Annotated in this window: 20 protein-coding genes and 1 CRISPR repeat array; of the genes, 19 read left to right on the top strand and 1 reads right to left on the bottom strand. The window is 35.4% G+C overall.

Going from position 1 to position 19,773, the window contains the following annotated elements:
* The first annotated feature begins 760 nt into the window (after positions 1-760).
* The 14 genes from casA (at position 761) to yciH (ending at position 14,059) form a co-directional block, all read left to right on the top strand.
* Complete coding sequence (casA, locus tag A9G40_RS07515) at positions 761-2,287, top strand: type I-E CRISPR-associated protein Cse1/CasA (protein ID WP_065582538.1); 1,527 nt, start codon at positions 761-763, stop codon at positions 2,285-2,287.
* Between the two features lie 21 nt (positions 2,288-2,308).
* Entirely contained in the window at positions 2,309-2,932 is a 624-nt protein-coding gene (gene casB / locus A9G40_RS07510) for a type I-E CRISPR-associated protein Cse2/CasB (RefSeq protein ID WP_065582537.1), read from the top strand.
* 5 nt (positions 2,933-2,937) lie between these two features.
* Positions 2,938-4,002: a type I-E CRISPR-associated protein Cas7/Cse4/CasC gene (cas7e, locus tag A9G40_RS07505; RefSeq protein WP_065582536.1), complete on the top strand. Its 1,065-nt coding sequence runs from the start codon at positions 2,938-2,940 to the stop codon at positions 4,000-4,002.
* Positions 4,003-4,015: 13 nt separating this feature from the next.
* Positions 4,016-4,759, top strand: coding sequence for a type I-E CRISPR-associated protein Cas5/CasD (cas5e, locus tag A9G40_RS07500; RefSeq protein ID WP_065582535.1), 744 nt, complete (start codon positions 4,016-4,018; stop codon positions 4,757-4,759).
* On the top strand, positions 4,760-5,431 hold the full coding sequence (cas6e, locus tag A9G40_RS07495; RefSeq protein ID WP_065582534.1) for a type I-E CRISPR-associated protein Cas6/Cse3/CasE: 672 nt from the start codon (positions 4,760-4,762) through the stop codon (positions 5,429-5,431). It abuts the gene before it with no gap.
* Positions 5,432-5,442: 11 nt separating this feature from the next.
* Positions 5,443-6,360, top strand: a complete 918-nt coding sequence (cas1e, locus tag A9G40_RS07490) for a type I-E CRISPR-associated endonuclease Cas1e (protein WP_065566910.1) — start codon at positions 5,443-5,445, stop codon at positions 6,358-6,360.
* Between the two features lie 2 nt (positions 6,361-6,362).
* Complete coding sequence (gene cas2e / locus A9G40_RS07485) at positions 6,363-6,656, top strand: type I-E CRISPR-associated endoribonuclease Cas2e (protein ID WP_065582533.1); 294 nt, start codon at positions 6,363-6,365, stop codon at positions 6,654-6,656.
* An 84-nt stretch (positions 6,657-6,740) separates the two neighbouring features.
* A CRISPR array of direct repeats spans positions 6,741-7,135; the repeat unit is 28 nt; unit sequence GTGTTCCCTGTATGTACAGGGATATACC.
* A 379-nt stretch (positions 7,136-7,514) separates the two neighbouring features.
* Entirely contained in the window at positions 7,515-8,153 is a 639-nt protein-coding gene (gene tmk, locus A9G40_RS07480) for a dTMP kinase (protein ID WP_065582532.1), read from the top strand.
* Positions 8,153-9,148: a DNA polymerase III subunit delta' gene (holB, locus tag A9G40_RS07475; protein ID WP_081302188.1), complete on the top strand. Its 996-nt coding sequence runs from the start codon at positions 8,153-8,155 to the stop codon at positions 9,146-9,148. The genes tmk and holB overlap by 1 nt, the downstream gene beginning before the upstream one ends.
* A 62-nt stretch (positions 9,149-9,210) precedes the next feature.
* A complete protein-coding gene (locus tag A9G40_RS07470; RefSeq protein ID WP_065582531.1) occupies positions 9,211-10,611 on the top strand; it encodes an MBOAT family O-acyltransferase in 1,401 nt (466 codons plus the stop codon).
* A 279-nt stretch (positions 10,612-10,890) separates the two neighbouring features.
* Positions 10,891-11,841 (top strand): SGNH/GDSL hydrolase family protein, encoded by a 951-nt coding sequence (locus A9G40_RS07465; RefSeq protein WP_176700451.1) that lies wholly within the window; start codon positions 10,891-10,893, stop codon positions 11,839-11,841.
* A complete protein-coding gene (locus A9G40_RS07460; protein WP_065582529.1) occupies positions 11,834-12,997 on the top strand; it encodes a GDSL-type esterase/lipase family protein in 1,164 nt (387 codons plus the stop codon). Before A9G40_RS07465 ends, A9G40_RS07460 begins: the two co-directional genes overlap by 8 nt.
* Before the next feature lie 29 nt (positions 12,998-13,026).
* Complete coding sequence (gene pyrF / locus A9G40_RS07455) at positions 13,027-13,731, top strand: orotidine-5'-phosphate decarboxylase (protein ID WP_065579681.1); 705 nt, start codon at positions 13,027-13,029, stop codon at positions 13,729-13,731.
* A gap of 7 nt (positions 13,732-13,738) precedes the next feature.
* On the top strand, positions 13,739-14,059 hold the full coding sequence (gene yciH / locus A9G40_RS07450; protein WP_065582528.1) for a stress response translation initiation inhibitor YciH: 321 nt from the start codon (positions 13,739-13,741) through the stop codon (positions 14,057-14,059).
* A gap of 61 nt (positions 14,060-14,120) precedes the next feature.
* Here yciH and tmaR read toward each other — a convergent pair whose 3' ends face one another.
* Positions 14,121-14,441, bottom strand: coding sequence for a PTS system regulator TmaR (gene tmaR, locus A9G40_RS07445; protein WP_065566879.1), 321 nt, complete (start codon positions 14,439-14,441; stop codon positions 14,121-14,123).
* 318 nt (positions 14,442-14,759) lie between these two features.
* Here tmaR and accD point away from each other — a divergent pair, with 318 nt between their 5' ends.
* The 5 genes from accD (at position 14,760) to purF (ending at position 19,638) form a co-directional block, all read left to right on the top strand.
* Positions 14,760-15,650 carry an acetyl-CoA carboxylase, carboxyltransferase subunit beta gene (accD, locus tag A9G40_RS07440; RefSeq protein ID WP_065582527.1) on the top strand — a complete coding sequence of 297 codons (891 nt, stop codon included), beginning with the start codon at positions 14,760-14,762 and terminating at the stop codon, positions 15,648-15,650.
* A 6-nt stretch (positions 15,651-15,656) separates the two neighbouring features.
* Complete coding sequence (gene folC / locus A9G40_RS07435) at positions 15,657-16,928, top strand: bifunctional tetrahydrofolate synthase/dihydrofolate synthase (protein WP_065582553.1); 1,272 nt, start codon at positions 15,657-15,659, stop codon at positions 16,926-16,928.
* 12 nt (positions 16,929-16,940) lie between these two features.
* Positions 16,941-17,528, top strand: coding sequence for an SPOR domain-containing protein (locus A9G40_RS07430; RefSeq protein ID WP_065582526.1), 588 nt, complete (start codon positions 16,941-16,943; stop codon positions 17,526-17,528).
* Between the two features lie 86 nt (positions 17,529-17,614).
* On the top strand, positions 17,615-18,145 hold the full coding sequence (locus tag A9G40_RS07425; protein WP_218057974.1) for a CvpA family protein: 531 nt from the start codon (positions 17,615-17,617) through the stop codon (positions 18,143-18,145).
* A complete protein-coding gene (gene purF, locus A9G40_RS07420) occupies positions 18,121-19,638 on the top strand; it encodes an amidophosphoribosyltransferase (protein ID WP_065582525.1) in 1,518 nt (505 codons plus the stop codon). Before A9G40_RS07425 ends, purF begins: the two co-directional genes overlap by 25 nt.
* Positions 19,639-19,773 lie beyond the last annotated feature (135 nt).

Here is a 19,773-nt window from a genome sequence, read left to right as displayed (position 1 = left end):
CCATTGAAGCAGTCAAATTAAAGTCATGCATGATATCGGTTTTTCATGTAATAGCCTATGCAGAAAGTGCGTTGGTTTAATCGATATATTATTTTTATGGTCAATATCCAACCAAGTTCAAACAAATAAGTTTTTTAAAAAAGAAGCTAAGATCACATTTTTTTAGGTTAATTTTCGTTAGACTAATAACACCCGCTTAACTCACTGACGATAAAATAAAAATCCCCACAAAAGTGGGGAACGGATCGCAATTATTGCTAACTACGGTTTATCCCTATTAATATAAGGAACGTTTATTCTGAAATTCCATTGTAACATATAACGTAAAGATGTTTTATGTTTATGAACAAGTATAATATAATAATTGCTAACTACTTTGTTGTTTTCTTGATTTGCTATGACGAGTATGCTAAATTAGTTCAGGCTAGAACAAACTAGCCGTATATTATTAGCACAGTATGTAATAGCCTAAGTGTAGGAACTTTGAGTATACATACGTTGCTAATATTTTCAATGAATTATTTTGAAGGTAAAAAAATGAGATTAATAAAATATTTTTTAATTTTTAAATCTAGAATGCAACGTAATAATAAATTAAAAAAAACATTGATATTTGAAGTTAAACAAAAGATAAATGAACAAGAAATTAGATCTTGTAGCTTAACTATAAAAAAACAAATTCATTAAAACTTTAATTTAATATAAAAAAGATAAGCGGTATAATAGTGTATCGCTTATTGTCAATAAGAAGGAGTGAGTTTTGTTCTGTTTATCTCTTCTAGACGAAGAATGGATCCCCGTGAGACATTTTAATGGTCAAATAAGTAAAATTAAGCCTAGCCAAATTGCTGACGAAACCCTCTCCGATTTGGCCTATTTTAGACCTGACTTCCAAGGTGCTGCATACCAATTTCTTATCGGTTTGCTACAAACCACTTTTTCTCCTGAAGATAATGATGAATGGTTAGAATATTGGCATGAAGGTATTACTCAATCACAATTAGATGAAGCATTCAAACCAGCTAAACAGGCCATGCAATTTGGTGAACATAAACCGGCATTTATGCAAGATTTTACGCCATTAGATGGTAATAAAGTACCAATATCGGGCTTATTGGTTGAAGCACCGGGTGAAAACGCATTAAAGAAAAATACTGACCATTTTATCAAACGTGATTTTGTCAAAGCGATCTGCCCGCATTGCGCTGTTATGGCACTGTTTACTTTGCAAACTAATGCGCCATCGGGAGGACAAGGGCATCGCGTTAGTTTGCGAGGTGGTGGGCCGATTACCACTTTAATGATGCCTGCACTCGATACATCAACGCCATTATGGAAAAAGTTATGGCTAAATGTGATGCCTCTCGATGATGACGAAAAACCTCAACATTATGATGAAACCGTCTTCCCGTGGTTAAACAAAACAGTAACTAGCGAACCACCCAAAAATTTAAGTGTATTCCCTGAGCAAGCTAATTGCTGTCAAGCATATTGGGGGATGCCTCGCCGCATTGAGCTTGATTTTGAAAATACCACGCAAGGCGATTGTGACCTTTGTGGTGAAAAATCGCCCGAGCTTATTAGTCAGTATCAAACAAAAAATTACGGTGTTCAATATAAAAATTGGCGACATCCGTTATCACCTTATCGAACCGACAGTAAAACGGGGGAACCGATTGCGATTAAAGGCCAACCGGGAGGATTAATTTATCGTGATTGGTTAGGTATGGTCAGTACCAATGACGAAACTCAGTCAGCCCGATTAGTTGCAGTTCATTATTCGCGTGGATTGAGAGCTTCAGAAAAATATCATCTTTGGTGTTTTGGCTATGATTTTGACAATATGAAGGCTCGTTGTTGGTATGAACATACTTTCCCTGTTTATGCAATATTTGATGATTTGGATAGCGATATTAAAGAACTAATAACACTTGCGCTAGATTTCAGCAAAGATACCTTGCCAATACTCCGTAAAGCGATGAGTAGTATTAACAAGCAATCAAGCACCGTTGATATCGCTTATTGGAAGGAAACTGAAACGCCTTTTTATCAATATATTAAACAATTGATTGAAGAGAAAGACAACCCAAATGGTCGCTTTCCTTTGTTATTCGATTGGACCAATACCTTATTGAAATATATCACACAAGTTTATGATAAAGCTGCTTTTGCTGACCCAGATCAACTCATGATTAGCTCTGAAAAAATCACCGCAAGAGAAAACTTAATTAAAGCTTTTAATAAATTGAGAAATATCAAAAAGATTAAAAATAACAAATCGTCTTGATTGCATGTGGGGGAGAACAACATGTCAGGCACTATCCAAAAAAAGCTGATGATCTTAAATGATAACCATAAAAAGATTATCGATGAGTGGTTTTCTATGTTGCAGCTAAGGCAATGTACATTTAATGGTATTAGCTACAATGGACGTAAATTGCGTGCTGAATTACGTCGGAATGCACTATCTGAATTTATAATCTTACAAGAAGGCTATATGATTTTAGCCAAGGCACTTATTCATAACGATAGCAAATTGCCGCAAACGGATGTTCAGTATCAAGCACTACAGATATTTGTCAATGCCGCTGCTTTTGCTCAAGCTAATAATGACAAAGCCCCATTTGCCGCACAATTAAGTGAAAAAGTAAAAGGTGGTGAACGTAGCTTTTTATCTCCGTTACGATTTGAACAGCTTTGCGAAAGTCAAACGCCTGAAGAATTTTGTCGTCGCTTGATTCGTGCGGTAAAAATACGTGGCGAAAAAGGTGTTAACCTTATTTCACTTGCCGACGGCATCTTTTTATGGATGCAAGAGTGGTATGAGCGAGAGTATAAGCATAATTCATCAGCCAAAACTAATCCGTTTGAACGCCTTTCTGTTCGTTGGGCAATGGACTATTTTTCAACAAAAAATAATTCTAAGGAATAATCATCATGACTACATTTATTCAATTACACTTATTAACTGCTTATGCGCCTTCAAATTTAAACCGTGATGATTTAGGGCGACCAAAAACAGCCAAAATGGGCAACACCGATCGTTTACGTATTTCATCACAAAGTTTAAAGCGAGCTTGGCGAACCTCGGACTTTTTTTATCAATCATTAAGCGATCATATTGGTGTTCGCTCACGTCGTTTTGCTCGAGATTGGGTATATACGCCAATGATTGAGAGTGGTATTTCTGAAAAAATAGCCAAAGACAGTACCATCAAAATAGCAAGCCAGTTTGGTAAAGTAAAAAATGAAAAATCACCTAAAGATCCATTAACTAATTTAGAGATTGAACAATTGGTTCATATTAGCAGTAATGAGCAACAAGCAATCAATCAATTAGTGGAATTATTGATTAATGAAAAACGTGAGCCTAGCGATGATGAAGTGAAATTACTACGTAAAGAAAATAGTAGTGTTGATGTGGCATTATTTGGACGAATGCTAGCAGATAGCCCAGCATTTAATATTGAAGCCGCGTGCCAAGTTTCTCATGCATTAGGTGTAAGTACGGTTACGATAGAAGATGATTTCTTTACTGCTGTTGATGATTTAAATAATAACGATGTTGATGCTGGTTCTGCTCATCTGGGTGAGCGAGGATTTGCTTCAGCACTATTTTACACCTATGTTTGTATCAGCCGTGATTTACTGCTAGAAAATTTAAATGGTGATGAAGCATTAGTAGAAAAAACCTTAAAAGCTTTAACCGAATCGGCAACAAAAGTGGCTCCAACTGGTATGCAAAACAGTTTTGCCTCAAGAGCATATACCTCTTATCTATTAATAGAAAAAGGCTCCCAACAACCGCGCTCTTTAGCTGTGGCCTATTTTAACCCAATTCGTGGCCAAGATATGGTGAATGATGCGATTACCCGTTTAGAAGAGCAACGTGATAAATTTGATAAAGTTTATGGGCAATGTGCCGATAGCCGCTATATTCTCAACAGTGAAACAGGAGAAGGAACACTGAGTGCTGCATTAGATTTTGTTGCGCAAAAATAGGAGAGCGGACAAGATGATAAACCATCTTATTTTTCAGATTTATGCCCCTTTTACCTCATGGGGCGAACCGGCTGTTGGTGAAGTTCGCCACAGCAATATCATCCCTTCACGTTCGGCTTTATTAGGAATAGTGGCTGCCGCACTTGGTATAAGGCGTGATGATAAACAAATTGATAACTTTAATTTGCATTATCATTTTGCTATTCGTCCTTTTATTGCTAATAATAGTTGGTTTAGAGATTTTCAAACGGTACAAGCACCTAAAGCGAACAAAAAGCAAGTATGGCATACCCGTTTTGACGAAATACGAAAAAGCCCTCTTGAGCTAGAAACCTTATTATCACAGCGTGAATATTATAATGACGTTTATTATCAAATTGTCATGTCTGAAACCGACAAGGCGCCCTATCGTTTAGAGCAAATACAACAAGCATTACTTGAGCCCGTTTTTCCATTATATGCAGGCAGAAAAAACTCACCATTATCACTGCCATTATCGCCTATCTTGTGCCAAGGCACATTGAGCGATGCTTTTATTTTTGCCGATAAACATTACCAAGATTGCCATCGTCAAGATCCTGTTATCAATAAATTATTACAAGGCACTGCGGATGAATATTATTGGGAACAGAATAATCAAGAAGATCGATTTGATGTCATTAAAATTCAGTGCCGACAAGATCAACCAATAAATCGTCATCGATGGCAATTTATTAACCGTCAGCAGTTTTCAGGCCATTTGAAAGGGAGTGAATAGATGTATTTTTCTCGAGTTACTTTAAAACTGAATCGGTTTCATGATGTTTTACATCAGAAAATGCAAAATTCAGGACCTTATGCAATTCATCAATGGTTATGGCAACTCTTCCCTAATCAAGATAAACGCGCCTTTTTATTCCATGAGGAACAAATAGGTAAAGGTTATCAATACTATTTATTATCGGAAACCGAGCCACTCTCAAATCATGATTTATTTTCAATAGAAACTAAACCATATCAACCCAAATTAACTGTTGGAATGAGATTGATTTTTTCCTTACGAGCTAATCCTGTGGTATTTAAAAATGGTAAACGTAGTGATGTAATGATGAATGCTAAATATCTAGCAAAACAACAAGGTTTAAGTTCAAAAGAGATAAAAATCCGACAAATTGATGCAGCAATCAACTGGTTAATAAAACAGAGTGAAACCAGAGGATTTTCATTATTAACAACGGATGATCAACAAGTACATTGCACTGTAATTAGTTATAACCAACAGCAATTTAGTAAAAGAAGTGATCTCAAACCGATTACTTATAGTACTGTTGATTATCAAGGGGTGTTAACGGTGACGGATGCAGAATTGTTTTTAAACACAATTTATCGAGGTATTGGTAAAAGTAAAGGATTTGGTTGTGGCTTATTCTTGATAAAACATTATCAATAGGATGGGGTGCTATGGTTTATGTTCCTCTTAATCCTATTCCTTTAAAAAATAGAACCTCAATGATTTTTTTACAATATGGACAAATTGATGTTTTAGATGGGGCATTTGTATTAATTGATCAAACAGGTATTAGAACACATATTCCAGTAGGCTCTATAGCATGCATAATGCTTGAGCCTGGAACTAGGGTTTCACATGCCGCAGTCAAGTTAGCAGCAACGGTCGGAACCTTGCTTGTTTGGGTCGGTGAAGCTGGCGTAAGAATGTATTCGTCAGGTCAACCCGGTGGAGCAAGATCTGACAAACTGCTTTATCAAGCTAAATTGGCTTTAGATGATAATTTACGTTTAAAAGTGGTTAAAAAGATGTTTGAATTGCGATTTGGTGAACTTGCACCCAGTCGTCGTTCGATTGAACAATTACGAGGAATTGAAGGCGCACGAGTGCGAGAAACCTATTCTTTATTGGCTAAACGTTATAACGTAAAATGGCATGGGCGAAAGTATGATCCCAAAGATTGGCAAAAAGGCGATACCATTAATCAATGTATAAGTGCAGCCACCTCTTGCTTATATGGCATTACGGAAGCCGCTGTCTTGGCAGCAGGTTATGCTCCGGCAATTGGTTTTGTACATAGTGGCAAGCCACTATCATTTGTTTATGATATTGCTGATATTATTAAATTTGATACTGTCGTTCCCAAAGCTTTCGAAATCGCCGCAAAGAACAAGAGCGATCCTGATCGCGAAGTTAGAATTGCGTGTCGCGAAATTTTTAGAAGCCAGAAAACATTAGCAACATTAATTCCTCTTATTGAAGAAGTTTTATCAGCCGGTGGCATTGAACCACCGCCACCTCCAGACAATGTTCAACCCCCCGCTATTCCCGAACCTCAATCTCTTGCCGATAGCGGTTTTAGGAGTCGCTAATAATGAGCATGTGTGTTGTTGTAACTGAAAATGTTCCGGCTCGATTACGAGGCCGTTTAGCCATTTGGTTACTTGAAATTAGGGCTGGGGTTTATATTGGTGATATATCAAGACCGATAAGAGAAATGATATGGCAACAAATTATTAAATTTGCAGAAGACGGTAATGTTGTCCTTGCTTGGGCAACTAATACTGAATCAGGATTTGATTTTCAAACCTATGGTACAAATAGAAGAGTTCCGGTAGATCTTGATGGGCTACGCTTAGTATCATTTTTACCTATTAAAAATCAATAAGTTAATTTTCTTTAAAAATTAGAAAAATTTGGTAGGATTTAATAGCAGATATAAGTTTAAATAAAACAAATATCTATATTTAGAGTGTTCCCTGTATGTACAGGGATATACCGCCTTTATCCCTCACGAAGTGGGGGCGGTGTGTGTGTTCCCTGTATGTACAGGGATATACCGCTTATAGGCTCATTCCCCGACTACGTCTATGTGTGTTCCCTGTATGTACAGGGATATACCAAATAGCGTTAGCACGTAACCGAGCCATCAATCGTGTTCCCTGTATGTACAGGGATATACCGTATTTATAAAAATACCAATAAGAAATGTAGATGTGTTCCCTGTAGGTACAGGGATAAACCGATTTCGATGTTATCCCCGTTCATGATGGCGAAAGTGTTCCCTGTAGGTACAGGGATAAACCGAACGCTATCAAACAGCACGAGAGCGACTTAATGTGTTCCCTGTAGGTACAGGGATAAACCGTTGAGAAATTAACTCAGAAAGCCTCTGAAGCTGTGTTCCTTGTACCCACAGAGGTAAAGCTGTATTTGTTATATGTTTCATTTATTTTATAGAAATTTAAATAAAATAAAAACTTCAATAAAATCAATGGTTTTTCTGAATGATTTTTATTTCTACATTAAATATCTATAGGTTGGTTGTTATTGTATTAATTATAAGTTTAATATTCTCTTTATTATAAATAGCTTACAATTAACGGAAAGTTTAACAATATAGTTGTTATTATAATATTTACTGTAAAACTAAAAGAAATTATTAATAATGCTGTCTAAAATAATTAGCAAAAATGGCGTACAATATAATGGCATATAAATATTATAAATAATTTAGGAAATTAGTATGACAGGCAAATTTATTGCCATTGAAGGGCTTGAAGGGGCTGGTAAAACAACGGCTATTAATACTGTTGCTCGCATTTTGAATCAACACGATATTGGTGATTTGCAATTTACACGTGAGCCAGGTGGAACGCCGATAGCTGAAGCTTTACGTAATATTATTAAAAATGGTTTAGATAATGAGCCTTTGACTGATAAAGCCGAATTACTTATGCTATATGCCGCACGTATTCAGTTGATTGACAATGTGATTAAACCAGCACTGCATGCGGGTAAATGGGTTATTGGCGATCGTCATGATTTATCCACGCAAGCTTATCAAGGTGGAGGGCGTCAGTTAGATAAAGTTTTTATGATGACACTAAAGGAACAAGTATTAGGTGATTTTAAACCCGATTTGACTTTGTATTTGGATATTGATCCTGAAAGTGGTTTGCGGCGAGCAAGATCTCGAGGCGATCTCGATCGTATTGAACAACAGTCGCTACCTTTTTTTAAGCGAGTTCATCAACGCTATTTAGAACTAGCTAAACAAGATGAAACGATTAGGGTGGTTGACGCTACAAAATCAATTGACAATGTAGCTGAGCAAATTGAACAAATTTTAATAGATTGGTTAACAAAACAGGTTAATATTTAATGATGTTAAGTGATTATCCTTGGCTTTTGCTACCTTATCAGCAATTGGCTTTTGGTATTATGCATAAGCGCGCTCATCATGCGCTATTAATTAATTATGTCCAAGGTAGCGGTGAAAATGAATTTATTGAAAATCTTGTCAACCGTTTGTTATGCCAAAATTCACAGCAATTGGAGCCGTGCTTTAAATGTCACAGTTGCCAATTGTTTTTGTCTCATCATCACCCTGATTATTATGCGATAACTAATGAACAAGGTAAGCAATCAATAGGTATTGATCAAATACGTAATATATCTAGCAAGATTTACGAAAAATCCCAACAAGGTGGTAATAAAGTTATTTGGATTAAACATGCCACTTTAATGACTGAAGCAGCGGCTAATGCACTACTAAAAACGTTAGAAGAACCGCCAGACAGTACATATTTTATTTTAAGTGATGAGCATAATAGCCAATTATTGCCTACGATTCATAGCCGTTGTTTTTCTTATTTTTTACCAACTCCAAAGTTAGAACAATCTATTGAGTGGTTAAAAAACAAACATGATCAACAATACAGTGATAATGAGCTTGCTTCGGCGTTATTATTGAGCGAAAATGCGCCACTAAGAGCTATCGCACTATTAGCACCAGAAAAGTGGCAACAAAGAAACGTGTTTTGTAGCCAATTATTAGAGGTTATTCCTCAAAATAATTATTGGCAATTAGCAAAGACCTTTGATAATGAAGATTTTATTGAACGAATTATTTGGTTTTGCGCTTTATTAAGCGATGCGCTTAAAGCGAAGCAAAAAGCGGGGCGCTTTATTGTTAATCGTGATCAAGTCCCGTTAGTTCGATTACTTGCGACTCAAAATAATGAAAAGCTTTCTGCTCTTTATCATTTATGGTTACAAGCAAGAAATCAGTTATTGACTATTACAGGATTGAATAAGGAACTGATTATTTATAATGTACTTGCTCAATCCGAATTAATTAGCGAGGCAAAAAGCTAAGCTGTTTATAAAAATTTTATTAATGCTTCAAAAAAGCACACATTTAAGCTAAAAGGATCGTAGTGAGTTATTTATCTATTGAATTTTGTTTACTTTTTATCGCTTTTTTTGCCTTGTATTGGGGTTGTCGCTTATCACCCAAAACACAAAATATTCTGCTTTTAGTTGTAAGTTACCTGATTGTTGGTAGTTACAGTTGGCGATTTTCACTTATCCTTTTTATTTATACCTGTGTGATCTATTTTTTTTCTGTGATGATCGCAGCATCAGAACGTCATGCAAAGCGATGGTTAATTTTAGGGTTATGTGTATCTGTAATTAATCTAGCATTATTTAAATATTTTGATTTTTTCCGTTACGAGTTACAAGATCTGTTTAATTTATTAGATTTGCCGATTTTGCTTCCCGCTATCACGGTATTAATCCCTATTGGGATCTCATTTTACACCTTTCATTCAATAAGTTATTTAGTTTCAGTAAAAAAGCAGGAGTTGCCTGTTGCTAATTTTTGGGATTTTGCCTTATTTTTGTCCTTTTTTCCAAGTATTATTGCTGGCCCTATTAACCGAGCTAAAGACTTTCTACCTCAAATTAATGTTAATCAACCTCGTGAAATTTTAGAGCCATTTCGCGCTTTTACGCTACTTATCTTAGCTGTGATAAAAGTTTACTGTTTAGGTGGTTTAGTTAATGAGCATTGGGTTACACCTATATTTGCTAACCCACTAGAATTTAGTGTGGTTGATTTATTAGTTGGCCTTTATGCGTATGCAATACAAATTTATTTAAACTTTTCTGGATATACCGATTTAGTTACTGGCATTGCTTTATTATTAGGTTTTCGCTTACCAATCAACTTTAATCTTCCTTATTTGTCATTAAATTTGAGAGAGTTTTGGGTACGTTGGCATATTAGTTTATCACGTTGGATTCGTGACTATATTTATATTCCTTTAGGCGGAAGCCGTCGAGGATTTATACGCACTCAAATTAATGTCATGTTAGCCATGTTATTATCGGGATTGTGGCATGGTGCTGGCATTAATTTTATTATTTGGGGGGCATGTCATGGTATTGGTATTGTGGTACTTAATATTGGCGACCGTTATCTGGGGCAAGGTTGGATAACCGCGCGTTCGCCACTGATGGCACGGTTATTAACATGGCACTATATTTGTTTTACATGGCTGTTTTTTAATAGTGAAAGTTTATCTGATGCTGTAGATTATTTGACAGCATTAACTCATAACTTATTGATAGAACCGCATCATGCTGGGGCGTTTTTGGTTATTTGTGTCATCTACCTTGCCTACCCAATGTGTAAAAATTTGACTGAGTGGTTTATTTTACAGTTGACTAAAATACCGAATTACTATTTACCTTTAGTTTTTATTTTGATTTTATGGCTGACGATTTATATTGCACCATCAGGAATGCCAAACTTTATTTACGCTAATTTTTAATGATGCTTAATTATGAAAATATATAAAAAATCGTTTTCAAAAAATAATAAAAAATCCAAACCGAATTTGAAACGGCAACGTAATAAATCACAACATAAAAATACGCTTAAAAAAGATTGTAAAAAAAATAAGAAAACAAATTCACCTCTTGTTGTTACTAGCAATCTTTTGCCTACTCGTTATGTATTTTTGATAATGTTTGTTACCGCTATTGCGTTAATAGCCATTTACTACAAATCAATATTGATTTATTGCGAGCAAGTGTATCATACCGATTTGTTGAATAGTAATACGCTTGCAAACCAAGAAAGTTTGATACAAGAACTTGAAACAAGCAAAGATGACGAACAAGATTTTCAAAAATATATATCAATAAAAATACTTCCTCCGTTTTCTCAGTTGCTTGATGTTGCGGTGAAAGATACTGAAAATAAAACAATTGATGCTTTAAAAAATACAAAACTTGAAAGCGGACAAAGAGTCAATACTGACAATGTGTCCGAAACAGACCTAGCACAGCAAGATGAAAATCAAAAAGCACAAAAAGATACGGTACCAGTTGAGCCACAACCCATTATATTAACAAGCAATGATAAGGTGTTTTTTGCTGGTGATTCTTTAATGCAAGGTGTTGCACCATATGTTAAAAAAATGCTATTCAGGCAGTATAAAATAGAAAGCCTTGATTTGAGCAAACAGAGCACAGGGCTTGCTTATCCGAGTGCTTTTGATTGGCCAAAAACCATTAGTGATAATCTAATTGCAGATCCTTCAATTAAATTGCTTGTTGTTTTTCTTGGCGCAAATGATCCTTGGGATTTTCCAGTTAAAGGCTATGTCAAATATGCTAAATTCCAATCCGACTTGTGGGAAGAACACTACCGTTTGCGTATTGAATCTATTTTAAATAGTGCCATAGAGCATGATGTTCAAATACTTTGGCTAGCAGCGCCTTGTATGCGCAAACCAAAATTAAATAATGCGATGGTTTATCTAAATAATTTATATCAGTCCGAATTAGAAAAAGTCCAACAACATTTCTTAATGACAAATGATTTATTGGGATGTACGTATCAAAAATTTAGTAATTTCGTAGAAAGCAATAAAGCAAAAGTTAAGGTAAGGGTTGATGATGGTGTTCACTTTACGCCAACAGGCCAAAAAATTCTAGCAAAGGCCATTATGGAAAAAATAATTTATAAAGAATTAGAGGATACCCATAGTGATTAAATTTTTAAAATATATTATAGCCATCATTGCAATAACGATTACTGGATGTAGTGTAGCTGAAAGTAAAACATCTACTGTTGTTGATTTTGGGGATCCTAACGCTAAACAATTTGCAGTGCATTTGAACTCATTAGCGGATCATAAAAAAACTAACCGAGTAATCAATATTACTCAATTTGGCGATTCACATGTGGCAGCCGACTTTTTTACTGGTGAATTTAGAACATTAATGCAAAAAAAGTATGGCAACGCAGGTATTGGTTGGATAACGCCTATAGCGATAAAAGGGCAAAGCCATGCAGCGGTTACATGGCGAGCTAGAGATTGGGATATGTTAAGTAGCCGAACTTTAAGTAATCTTGATTTTCCCATGGGTGGTTTTATTGCTAAACCCATTAAAGACTCTGCTACTGTCCAAATTACAGCAAGAGGATCTTGCAATAAAAATTGGCAAGTTAAATTGACCTTTAAAACACTAAAAAACAACTCAAACCTACTATCGCTTTATGATGCTAATAACAATAAAATTAACTTCAGCTATACACCAACCCCAAAGGTTTGGCAAACTGCATCGGTTTTATCTAAAATGCCTTTAGTTATCAAAGGTCAAAAAGAGATGGAACTGGGTGGTATTTGGTTAACTTGCAATCAACAATCTGGTGTTGTTGTTTCACCCATTGCGACTAATGGCGCTAAACAAACCATTTGGCAAAAGTGGGGAAAAAACTGGTTTAAAGAACTTGCTGTATCGCAAAGTGATTTAGTGATTCTAGCGTATGGTACCAATGAAAGTTTTGATGAAACATTAGACAGTAATCAATATCGAAAAAATTTAGTGAATAATATCAGAATGATTCGCGAAACATTGCCTAATGCTGCTATTTTAATAATGACACCCCCAGACACTATGGCAAATGAAAAAAATATGCCTAAATCTTTTGCAAAGATAATGACTATTCAAAAGCAAGTTGCTAAATCTGAAAAAACGTTATTTTGGGATTGGCAAGTGGCAATGGGTGGTCAGTTTTCTATTAAACAGTGGCGAAAACGTGGGCTTGCGCGTGCAGATTTAGTTCACCAAACATTAAAAGGATATAAAGAAAGTGCTCGTATCTTTTATGCTGATTTGAATGAATTTGTTAGAAAAAATAGCTAAAAATTTTGATTAAAAGGAATAAATAAGTTATGCCATCACCTATTATTATTGCTGTTGATTTTGCAGATGTAAAATCAGCGTGGAATTTTATTGATCGTGTTGAACCAAAAGATTGTCGTCTTAAAATAGGTAAAGAGCTTTTTACACATGCAGGTCCCGAATTTATTAAGCAAATTATGCAAAAAGGTTTTGATGTTTTTTTAGATCTTAAATTTCATGATATCCCAAATACGGTTGCTAAAGCCGTAACTGCTGCGGCTGATTTAGGTATATGGATGACCAATGTACATGCGAGTGGTGGGGCGCGCATGATGACAGCAGCTAAAGATGCTCTTTATTCATATGGTAAAGATGCGCCAATATTAATCGCTGTGACAGTATTAACCAGCATGGAATCGACTGATTTACAAGAAATAGGTATTAATGCATCGCCTTTAGAGCAAGCAACTAAATTAGCTATGCTAGCTAAAAATTGTGGACTTGATGGGGTAGTTTGTTCAGCAAAAGAAGTACAAAGTTTTAGAACGCGTTTAGGTAGTGACTTTAAATTAGTGACACCAGGTATTAGACCAGCGGGTAGTAACCCTGATGACCAACGCCGTATTATGACACCTCAACGTGCTCAAGCTGCTGGCTCTGATTACTTAGTCATTGGACGGCCAATTACTCAAGCCGAAGATCCAGCTAAAGCGTTAAAAACAATTTTGGCCACACTTGATACAAGTAAGAGTTAATTAAATTATGTCTGACAACCCGATTATTTATTCAACCGATCAAGGTCGAATTAAACCGACAAAGCCAGCTATTTCACGCCCAAAGGGAGATAGCATTATTCGAATTCAGCGACAAACTTCAGGCCGTAAAGGTAAAGGTGTTTGTGTAATTACTGGATTTGAGATAGACGATGCACAATTATTACAGTTAGCTGCTGAATTAAAAAAGCGCTGTGGTTGTGGTGGTTCAGTTAAAGATAGTGCTATTGAAATTCAAGGTGATAAACGAGATTTACTAAAATCATTGTTAGAAGAAAAAGGATTCAAAGTAAAATTAGCTGGAGGCTAATTTCATGCTATAAAAATAGCGTCCACAACTAAAAAGGACGCTACTTATAAAAACATAGATATTAATTTGATCGATAAGTACGCATTTTTTTACTTATTTCACGGCGTTCTTTAGATATTTCGGCATTTTTAATAATATAATCATCAACACGATCATCATAATCGCTTTTCATATTCGCAATAATTGCTTGAAGCTCTTCGTAAGTCATATCAGGTTTAATATATTCACTTAAGTTTTCAAGTAAGAGTACACGTTTTTGGTTATCACGAATTTTCTTTTCATTGTCTGATATTTCACGCTTTAATTTATTTAAACGACGTGATAGACGAATGTATTCTAATACATCTTGAAATGACGATGCGCTTGCTTTTTCCTTGTCCATCTATAACCCCTTATCTGAAAAATGGAAAATAAACTTCTACTAATTATATACTAATATTTTTTTTTGGTCATATTTATTATATTTATTAAGCAATAAATGATATTTTTTACATTAACTATAAATGCCTACTTGCACATCAATTGCATTTAATTTGGCTTTGATGGCATATTTTGTTTCACATTTTTCTTTAAAGGTTATATCTTCTAGCAAAATTTATTTACAAAATAAGATAAAAACAAAAACAACTATTAAGAATTAGTATAAAGTATTGTACAATACTCCGAAATTTGTAAAGAGTGCCAGAATGAGAGAATCATAATGAGCTGGATTGAAAAAATTCTTAGTAAAAATAATATATCGTCAGATCATAAAAAGGCGAATATTCCTGGTGGGGTTTGGACAAAATGCAGTAACTGTGAGCAAGTTATTTATCAGGCTGAACTGGATCTTAATTTAGAAGTCTGTCCAAAATGCGATCACCACATGCATATTCCCGCCCGTGTGCGCTTATACCGTTTTTTAGACGATGGTTCAGATGTCGAAATTGGCACAGATCTTATGCCTAAAGATATCTTAAAATTCAAAGATACTAAAAAATATAAGGATCGCTTAACTGCTGCACAAAAAGAAACTCACGAAAAAGAAGCGATGGTGGTAATGAAGGGGACATTGTTTGGTACACCTGTCGTTGTCGCTTGTTTTGAGTTTTCTTTCATTGGTGGATCGATGTCCTCTGTTGTTGGTGCATTATTTACTCGTGCAGCAGAACAAGCTATTGCCGATAAATGCCCGTTAATTTGTTTTTCAACAAGCGGTGGAGCTCGAATGCAAGAGGCATTATTTTCATTAATGCAAATGGCAAAAACCAGTGCTATTCTTGCCAAAATGCAAGATGAAGGCTTACCTTATATTTCAGTCATGACCGACCCCACAATGGGAGGGGTATCGGCAAGTTTGGCAATGTTAGGCGATATTAATATAGCTGAACCTAAAGCGTTAATTGGTTTTGCTGGGCCACGAGTGATCCAACAAACTGTTCGTGAAGTATTGCCTGAAGGATTTCAACGGAGTGAGTTTTTACTTGAAAAAGGCGCCATTGATATGATTATTCATCGTAAAGATATGCGACCTAAGATTGCCAGTTTAATAACAAAGCTGATGAAACTGCCAGATCCTTTTAATGATGTTACTCTAAACGAGACAGTTTAATTGAGTATGCAAAACAAACAACCCAATGCCATGTCCGATTTAAGTACATGGCTTTGTTATTTAGAGCAATTACATCCTACAACTATTGATTTGGGTTTAGAACGAGTCAAAACGGTAGCTCAACGCCTAAATTTATTGCAACCTGCACCTTATGTTTTTACCGTTGCAGGCACTAATGGCAAAGGCACAACATGCCGAACTCTTGAAATGATATTGCTTGAGGCTAACTTACAAGTTGGTGTTTATAGCTCACCTCATTTATTACGGTTTACAGAACGTGTACGTATTAATAATCAAGAGTCAAGTGAACAAAACACCATAAAAGCCTTTGTAGAAATAGAAAAGGCCAGAGACGATATATCGCTTACTTATTTTGAATATGCAACACTGGCTGCGCTTTATCAATTTAAACAAGCAAAATTAGATGTTGTTATCTTAGAAGTTGGGCTTGGTGGGAGGCTTGATGCAACTAATATTGTTGATGCTGATGTAGCCGTAGTTACCACAATTGGCATTGATCATGTTGATTATTTAGGGGAAAATCGTGAAAGCATCGGACGTGAAAAAGCAGGTATTTTCAAGCCGAAAAGTATTGCTATTGTAGGCGAGCCAGAAATACCTGAATCTATCTTAAATGCAGCTAAATTAGCCTGTTGTCCTATCCATGCGGTCAATGGCGATTGGCACTATCAACAAGTTAGCAAAGATGCTTGGGCATTTAAATCACCAATAAAGCAATATGACAATCTACCTATTGCCGATGTCCCTTTAGCTAATGCCGCAACCGCAATTGCTGCTTTAAGTTACTCACCACTTAAAATAACCAAAGACCAAATAACTAAAGGTTTGGCAAAATCTAAATTGATTGGGCGCTTTCAAATTATTCAGAAAAAGCCTCTTGTGATCCTTGATGTCGCGCATAATCCACATGCCGCAAGCTATTTAACACAACAATTGGAAAAACTAAAAATGGAATATCCAAGTATTAGTGAAGTTAGATTTGTTGTTGGCATGCTTAAAGATAAAGATATTAAAAGTACGTTGTCCATTTTAAAAGGCGATAAATGGTATTGCGCTTCACTTTATGGTGAGCGAGGTTGTAGCGCAGCAGTATTAAAACAGCACTTATTAAGTAAAGGTGAGCTTAATATATCAACATTTGATACGGTTTCTACTGCTTATCAAACAGCAATACAAGATGCTAAAGAGGATGATATTATTGTGGTATGTGGCTCATTTCATACGGTATCAGAGGTTTTAGCTGAAACAGAGCATTAAGTGAAATTGAACATGGTGAACAATCAAAAAATTAGCCCCAAAAACCAAAATAGAGTAAGGAATCGCCTTGTAGGTTTTGCTACATTATTGCTTATTATCGCAGCAATTATCCCTTCCATTATAACGGATAAATCCAACTTACGAACTTCGACAACACCTATTTTGCAACCAGAAGTGATTACTCAGCAAAACCGTGAAGTAGAATCCTCAGATGATTTCGATGGTAATTTAACCAATGATATGTCAAAGGATCCTTATATCTCTGACTCAGAGCAAAATCCAAGTTCATTTGTTTCGCCAGATATTGTTGATAATGATATCGATACTTCAACAACGATAGCTAATTCTTCAGCTTCGCAACAAGAACTTAAACCTTATATGATCCAGCTTACCGCTTTGAAAAATAGGCAAAAAATAGAAGAATTAGTTGCATTATTAAGGTTAAATAATTATAACGTTAGAACAATACCTCAAAAGCCTGAACCGAATCAATTAATAAAATTACAGGTTGGTCCATATGCTAATAAAAAGCAAGCAGAACAAGTCATTATTAACTTAAATAACCTAACAAAATTAAAAGGTATGATCGTTGCTAATTAATTGCTGTTTTATTGGTTGCTATCGTTTTTTTATGTTGTAAATAGTAATTAAAATAAAATATTATTAATATAAAATTGTGAATTATTATGTTGAATTGGATTGATTTTACGATTATCGGAGTGATTGCATTCTCGGCATTGATTAGCATTGTGCGAGGATTTATACGAGAAGCATTATCATTAATTAGTTGGATCTTAGCTTTTTTTATTTCCAGCCGATTTTATATCTATATTACCGATTATTTAACTTATTTTGATAGCGATATAATACGTATTGCTGTGGCTATTGTTCTCCTTTTTATTACTACACTATTGGTTTGTGCGATAGTGTCTTATGTTATTGGTCAATTAGTTCAAAAAACGGGATTATCTGGCACTGATCGCATATTAGGTATCTGTTTTGGTGTGCTACGAGGAGTTTTGGTTGTTGCAGCAATACTCTTTTTAGTTGATACCTTTACGCCGTTATCGCAATCACCTTACTGGGTGCAATCACAGTTAATTCCACATTTTCATTTTATTATTCGTTGGTTTTTTGATTTTATACAGCAGTCTTCTTCTTTTTTAGTACAACAAATAGAGGTAACTATAGCATGTGTGGTGTTGTTGGTATTGTAGGGTATAGTACAGTTAATCAATCGATCTACGATGCATTGACTGTTTTGCAGCACCGAGGGCAAGATGCCGCAGGGATTGTGACTATTGATAATCAAAATCGCTTTCGTTTACGCAAAGCAAATGGCTTAGTTAGAGATGTGTTTCAAGAACATCATATGCAACGGTTGCAAGGTAATTTGGGCATAGGGCATATTCGTTATCCAACAGCAGGTAGTTCCAGTCCATCCGAAGCGCAACCATTTTATGTTAATTCACCTTATGGTATTGCTCTTGCCCACAATGGAAATTTAACCAATACTGAACAAATACGCAATAAAGTATTTGAGCTAGCAAGAAGGCATATCAACACGAATTCTGATTCTGAAGTTTTACTCAATATTTTTGCTCATGAACTCGACAAATTCCCAACTTATCCACTAACCGCAGATAATATTTTTACCGCAATACATAATGTACATAATATTATTAAAGGCGCCTATGCTTGTGTTGCGATGATTATTGGTCATGGCCTTGTTGCTTTTCGTGATCCTTATGGGATTCGCCCTTTAGTGATAGGCAAACGTACTCTTGAAAATCAAAAAGTCGAATATATGGTTGCATCTGAAAGCGTCGCATTAGATATTCTTGATTTTGAATTTATGCGCGATGTCGAACCAGGCGAAGCTATCTATATTACTCAAGATGGCCAATTATATTCTCAACAATGTTCTAACAACCCTCAATATTACCCATGCATTTTCGAATATGTTTATTTTGCAAGACCAGATTCATTAATGAATGGCGTATCGGTTTATCAATCACGTATTTTGATGGGGCAAAAGCTTGGGCAAAAAATAGCGAGAGAGTGGAAGGATATTGATATTGATGTTGTCATCCCTATCCCCGAAACATCATGCGATGCGGCTTTTGAAATAGCACGTATTTTAAACAAACCTTATCGCCAAGGATTTGTTAAAAATCGCTATATTGGTCGCACTTTTATCATGCCAGGACAAAGCGCACGTAAATTATCAGTAAGAAGAAAACTCAATGCGAATAGTATTGAATTTGAAGGTAAAAATGTACTATTAGTTGACGATTCTGTTGTTCGTGGCACAACCTCAAAAGAAATCCTTGAAATGGTGCGTTCAGTTGGTGCCAAAAAAGTTTATTTAGCATCTGCTGCACCAGAAATTAGACATCCCAATGTTTATGGGATCGATATGCCTGTTGCCAGTGAACTTATTGCCTATAATCGAACGGTTGATGAAATAGCAAAAGATATTGGTGCTGATAAACTTATTTTTCAAGATTTATCTGATTTAATTGATTCAATTACACAGCAAAATCCCAATATTCATCATTTAGAGTGTTCTGTTTTTGATGGAAAATATATTACTGAAGGGATTGATGATAACTATTTGTCATTATTAGAACAAAAAAGAACTGAAAGTAAAAAATCTTCAGAATCTAAAGAGCCTGAAAACTTAGAGATTTATAATGAAGGACAATAAAACAACAATAGCTGTTGTAAAAGAGCAGAAATATTATATAAAGACCTAATCCCAAAATTTAAGTTTTTATTGAAATAGTATTTTTAGCTTATTATTTTTAACTCTTTTTATATTATGCTAGGTAAAACATGGGTG

Origin of the sequence: Gilliamella sp. Nev3-1 (genome assembly GCF_001690435.1) — a bacterium.
In the GTDB taxonomy this organism is placed as follows: domain Bacteria; phylum Pseudomonadota; class Gammaproteobacteria; order Enterobacterales; family Orbaceae; genus Gilliamella; species Gilliamella apicola_C.
This window is presented reverse-complemented; position numbering and strand designations above follow the sequence as displayed.